Origin of the sequence: Streptomyces sp. C, assembly GCF_000158895.1 — a bacterium.
GTDB classification, from domain to species: Bacteria; Actinomycetota; Actinomycetes; order Streptomycetales; family Streptomycetaceae; genus Streptomyces; species Streptomyces racemochromogenes.
The window spans coordinates 5,703,173-5,708,338 of sequence record NZ_GG657750.1 but is presented as its reverse complement, the minus strand read 5'-3'; the positions used below and the strand labels follow the sequence as shown (position 1 = coordinate 5,708,338).

Sequence of the window (5,166 nt, the reverse complement as noted above, 5' to 3'; positions counted from 1 at the left end):
GGCGCGGGCGGCGAGCACGGCGGCGGGGCGGTCGTGGCGGTCGGGGTGGCCGGTGTCGCCGAGCCACTGGTCCTCGTCGAGCGCCCAGCACGCGGGGACCTTGTGCCGGATGACGTCGGCGCCGGTCAGCAGGGCCCCGGTCCAGGCAGTCGCGGACCCAGCGGACGTCCTCGGCGGCGGTGTCCATCGGTACGGCCAGGCTCACCAGGGCCAGCTCGCGCTCCCACGCGCCGGCCGGATCGGCGGGGGCCGGGTCCGGGGCGAGGTGGCGGACGGCGCGGGCGAGCGCCGGGTCGTGGCGGACGTCGCCGGGCGCGGCCGGGGTGCCCGCCGCGAGCGCGGCCGCCAGTTCGGGCAGGGTGCCGCGGAAGGCGGGGGCCCGGCGGCCCAGTTCGGCCCACAGCCGGGGGTCGTCACCCAGTGCGGGGCGCAGGGCGCGGTGCACGGCCGACTGCATCTCGGCCTGTTCGGGCAGGGTCCAGCGCAGCCCGCGGGTGGCGGGGAGGTGGCCCAGGAGCAGGGTGCGGGCCGCGGGGGCCACGTACGCGACGAGCTCGTCGCAGGTCAGCAGGCCCATCCGGACGGCTCGTACGGCGGGCCGGTACCAGTGGCGGCCGTACGTGTCCCCCGTGCGGGCGTCGAGCAGTGCGCGGCACGCCTGCCGGGGCAGTCCGCCCGCCAGCAGCAGTGCCTCGACGGCGCCGGCCGGCAGCGGGGCGCGGGCGTGGGCGCGCAGCAGCGGCTCGGGGTCGTGGGGGTCGAGGAGGTGCGGCATGCGGAGCAGGGTGAGCGGGATCCGGGGGCGGCGGCCGTGGCGGCGCAGCAGGCGGATCAGCTCGTCGGCGCCGAGGGGGCCGGGGCCGGTCTCGCCGAGCAGTTCGGGCGAGGGCCCCGGCCGGGCGGCGTACCGCGCGGGGCCGGGCAGGCCGGGCAGCGGGCGGCCGAAGACGTGCGGGTTGCGGGCGATGTAGTGGCGGTCGGCGTCGGTGCCGTGGCGCAGCAGGAGGGTGACGGCGGCGGCGGGCAGCCACTGGTCGCGGCACAGGTACGTGCGGGTGGGCCCGTCGAGCCGGTCGATCAGGTCGGCCACCACGTGGTGCGGTGCGTGGCGCAGCAGGTGCGCCACGCACCAGGCCAGCCGCCGGCAGGCCCGGTCCTCCTCGGCCGTCGCCATCGTCCTCGCCCGCCTCGCGCTCGTGCCGGTACCGCCGGTGCTCGTGCCCGTGGGTCCGTACTCGTACATCCGTCCGATCTGCTGCCGATGATGGCAGGTCAGCGCAGGGGACGGTGAACGTTTTTGCGGGTGGAGGGGCCGGGGGCGGCGTCCGCGATCCAGGGGCCGTCCCCGGAGGGGTCGATGACGCCTTCCTCCAGCCAGGTGTAGGTGCCGCCGAGGACCCCTTGGACGACCTTGCGGTCGAGGTCGTCGGTGTTGGCCCAGAGGCGGCCGAAGAGCTCCTCGACGCGCAGCCGGGACTGCCGGCAGAAGGCGTCGGCGAGCTGGTAGGCCTCGCGGCCGTGGTCGCCGCTCTCGCGCAGGTGCTCGGCGCGCACGCAGGCCGCGCTCATCGCGAAGAGCTCGGCGCCAATGTCGACGATCCGGCCGAGGAAGCCCTGCTTGGTCTCCATGCGGCCCTGCCAGCGGGACATGGCGTAGAAGGTCGAGCGGGCGAGTTTGCGGGCGCCGCGCTCGACGTAGCGCAGGTGGGTGGCGAGGTCGGGGTGGCCGGCCGGGTGGAACTCGCGGTAGGTGCCGGGGAGCTGGCCGGGACCGGTCGCGAGCTTGGGCAGCCAGCGGGCGTAGAAGCCGGCGGCGCGGGCTCCGGCCTTGGCCTTGTCGCCGATGGCCTTCTCGGGGTCGATGAGGTCGCCGGCGACGGAGAGGTGGGCGTCGACGGCCTCGCGGGCGATCAGCAGGTGCATGATCTCGGTGGAGCCCTCGAAGATCCGGTTGATGCGCAGGTCGCGCAGGAGCTGCTCGGCGGGGACGGCGCGTTCGCCGCGGGCGGCGAGGGACTCGGCGGTCTCGAAGCCGCGTCCGCCGCGGATCTGGACGAGTTCGTCGGCCATCAGGCAGGCCATCTCGGAGCCGTAGAGCTTGGCCAGGGCGGCTTCGATGCGGATGTCGTTGCGGTCCTCGTCGGCCATCTGGGAGGCGAGGTCGACCACGGCCTCCAGGGCGAAGGTGGTGGCGGCGATGAAGGAGATCTTCGCGCCGACGGCCTCGTGCCGGGCGACGGGCCGGCCCCACTGCTCGCGTACCCCGGACCATTCGCGGGCGATCTTCAGGCACCACTTGCCGGCGCCGACGCACATGGCGGGCAGGGACAGCCGGCCGGTGTTCAGGGTGGTCAGCGCGATCTTGAGGCCGGCGCCCTCGGCGCCGATCCGCTGGGCGGCGGGGACCCGGACCCGGTGGAAGCGGGTGACGCCGTTCTCCAGGCCGCGCAGGCCCATGAAGGCGTTGCGGTGCTCGACGGTGATGCCGGGCGAGTCGGCCTCGACGACGAAGGCGGTGATCCCGCCGCGGTGGCCCTCCGACTTCGGTACCCGGGCCATGACGACGAGCAGGTCGGCCACGACCCCGTTGGTGGTCCACAGCTTGACCCCGTCGAGGACGTACGTGCCGTCGTCCTCCGGGTCGGGCACGGCGGTGGTGGCCAGCCGCGCCGGGTCGGAGCCCACGTCCGGCTCGGTGAGCAGGAAGGCGCTGATCGCGGTGGTGGCGCAGCGCGGCAGGTAGGCGTCCTTCTGCTCCTTGGTGCCGAACATCTTCAGCGGCTGCGGCACGCCGATCGACTGGTGGGCGGAGAGCAGGGCGCCGATGGCCGGACTGACCGAGCCCACGAGGGCGAGCGCCTTGTTGTAGTAGACCTGGGTGAGGCCGAGGCCCCCGTACTCGGTGCCGATCTTCATGCCGAGGGCGCCGAGCTCCTTGAGCCCGCGCACGGTCTCGTCGGGGATCTTGGCCTCGCGCTCGATGCGCTGCCCGTCGATCTCGCGCTCGCAGAAGTCCCGCAGCCGGGCCAGGAAGGCCTCGCCCCGCCGGACGTCCTCTTCGGCGGGGGTCGGGTGGGGGTGGATCAGGTCGAGCCGGAAGCGGCCGAGGAAGAGCTCCTTGGCGAAGCTGGGTTTGCGCCAGTCCTGCTCGCGGGCCGCTTCCGCGACCTGCCGCGCCTCGCGCTCGGTCACCTTGGGCTGTACGGGCCTTGTTGCCGACATCCGGGTACTCACCTCGCCGCATCGGGGGACCTACCGATCGGTGCTACCTGTCAGTCGTACCCGCTGCGGGCGCCCGGGAAAATACGGACGCCTGCAAAAGGGGGACGCCCGCGAAAGCGGCCGGGAACGCGGCCGCAGCGCGCCTCGTCAAAGCGCGCCCGGAAAAGGGGGACGGCCGGAGCCCCCGCACAGTAGGCTCCGGCCGTCGGTCTGTGACCGTACGAGTCGGTCAGATGTCGAGGCCCGTGAGGACCAGGACGCGCTCGTACGTGTAGTCGTCCATCGCGTAGCGGACGCCCTCGCGGCCCACACCGGACTGCTTGACGCCGCCGTACGGCATCTGGTCGGCGCGGTAGGACGGCGCGTCGCCGATGATCACACCGCCGACCTCGAGCTCGCGGTGGGCGCGGAAGGCGACCTGGACGTCGCGGGTGAAGACGCCGGTCTGCAGGCCGAACTTCGAGTCGTTGACGGCGGCGAAGGCCTCGTCGGTGTTCTCGACGCGGGTGATGGTGAGGACCGGGCCGAAGACCTCCTCGGTGGCCAGCTTCACGCCGGCCGGGACCTCGGCGAGGACGGTCGGCTCGACCGTGGCGCCGTCGCGCTTGCCGCCCGTGAGCAGCTTGGCGCCGGCGGAGACGGCCTCGTCCACCCAGGACTCGACGCGCTTGGCGGCGTCCTCGGAGACCAGCGGGCCGACGTCGGTGGCGTCGTCGCCGGGGTCGCCGGTGACCTGGGCCTGGACCTTCGCGACGACCTTCTCGACGAGGCGGTCGTAGACGGAGGCGTCGGCGATCACGCGCTGCACGGAGATGCAGGACTGGCCGGCCTGGTAGTTCGAGAAGGTCGCGATACGGGTCGCGGCCCAGTCGAGGTCGGCGTCGGAGGACCAGTCGGCGAGGACCACGGCCGCGGCGTTGCCGCCGAGCTCCAGGGTGCAGTGCTTGTGGGGCACCGACTGCTGGATGGCGTAGCCGACGGTGTCGGAGCCGGTGAAGGAGATGACCGGGAGGCGGTCGTCCTTGACCAGGGCCGGCATCTTGTCGTTGGCGACGGGCAGCACGGACCAGGAACCGGCCGGCAGGTCGGTCTCGGCGAGCAGCTCGCCGAGGATCAGGCCGGAGAGCGGGGTGGCCGGGGCCGGCTTCAGGATGATCGGCGCGCCGACGGCGATGGCCGGGGCCACCTTGTGGGCGCACAGGTTCAGCGGGAAGTTGAACGGCGCGATGCCGAGGACCGGGCCCTTGACGAAGCGGCGGGTCAGGGCCAGGCGGCCGACGCCGCCGGCGTCGGTGTCCAGGCGCTGGGCCTCTCCGCCGTTGAAGCGGCGGGCCTCTTCGGCTGCGAAACGGAACACGGACACCGCACGGCCGACCTCACCGCGGGCCCACTTGATGGGCTTGCCGTTCTCGGCGGAGATCAGCTGGGCGATCTCCTCGGTGCGCTCGACGAGCCGCTTGGACACGTGGTCCAGGGCGGCGGCACGTACGTGGGCGGGGGTCGCGGAGAACTCCGCCGTCACGGCGTACGCCGCGGCCACGGCCTCTTCGACCTGGGCGTCGGTGGGCACGCTGACGGCGGCGACCAGCCGGCCGTCCCACGGGTTGTGGACGTCGAAGCTGTCCTCGCCGGTGGCCTGGCGGCCGGCGAGCCAGAAGGCGTGGGTGGAAGTCATGCGAATCCCGGCCCTTCGGTTTGTGCGGTGGTCCTTGTCTCCACCAAGGTAGGGCGCCGCCGGGCCTTCGCGGTTTAGCCGCGTTGGAGAACCTCCGCCCGGGGCTGCGCCGCTTTGTCACTGTCCCTTTCCTGGACGCGCCGCTCGCGCGGCTGCGCCGGACTCCGTCCGTCGGGCGTGGGGCGGGGCCGGTTCGCGTGGCTGGTGCCGGTGGGTGGGCCGCTGCGCGGGGCCGGGTCCCCTACCCGCCCTTCGCCCGTTCCCCGGGG

General features: G+C 73.9%; 2 protein-coding genes and 1 pseudogene. All 3 read right to left on the bottom strand.

Annotation, left to right across the window (positions count from 1 at the left end; translation table 11 throughout):
• Window positions 1-1,174, bottom strand: a pseudogene (locus tag SSNG_RS42325) (hypothetical protein); the annotation flags it as partial.
• 98 nt (window positions 1,175-1,272) lie between these two features.
• Window positions 1,273-3,222: an acyl-CoA dehydrogenase family protein gene (locus tag SSNG_RS25955; protein WP_007266884.1), complete on the bottom strand. Its 1,950-nt coding sequence runs from the start codon at window positions 3,220-3,222 to the stop codon at window positions 1,273-1,275.
• Window positions 3,223-3,451: 229 nt separating this feature from the next.
• Window positions 3,452-4,897 carry an aldehyde dehydrogenase family protein gene (locus SSNG_RS25950; protein ID WP_007266883.1) on the bottom strand — a complete coding sequence of 482 codons (1,446 nt, stop codon included), beginning with the start codon at window positions 4,895-4,897 and terminating at the stop codon, window positions 3,452-3,454.
• Between the last annotated feature and the right edge of the window lie 269 nt (window positions 4,898-5,166).

Excerpts from the sequence above, each read along its gene's own strand:
- SSNG_RS25955 (WP_007266884.1), bottom strand. The coding sequence starts at position 3,222 with ATGTCGGCAACAAGGCCCGTACAGCCCAAGGTGACCGAGCGCGAGGCG.
- SSNG_RS25950 (WP_007266883.1), bottom strand. The coding sequence starts at position 4,897 with ATGACTTCCACCCACGCCTTCTGGCTCGCCGGCCGCCAGGCCACCGGC.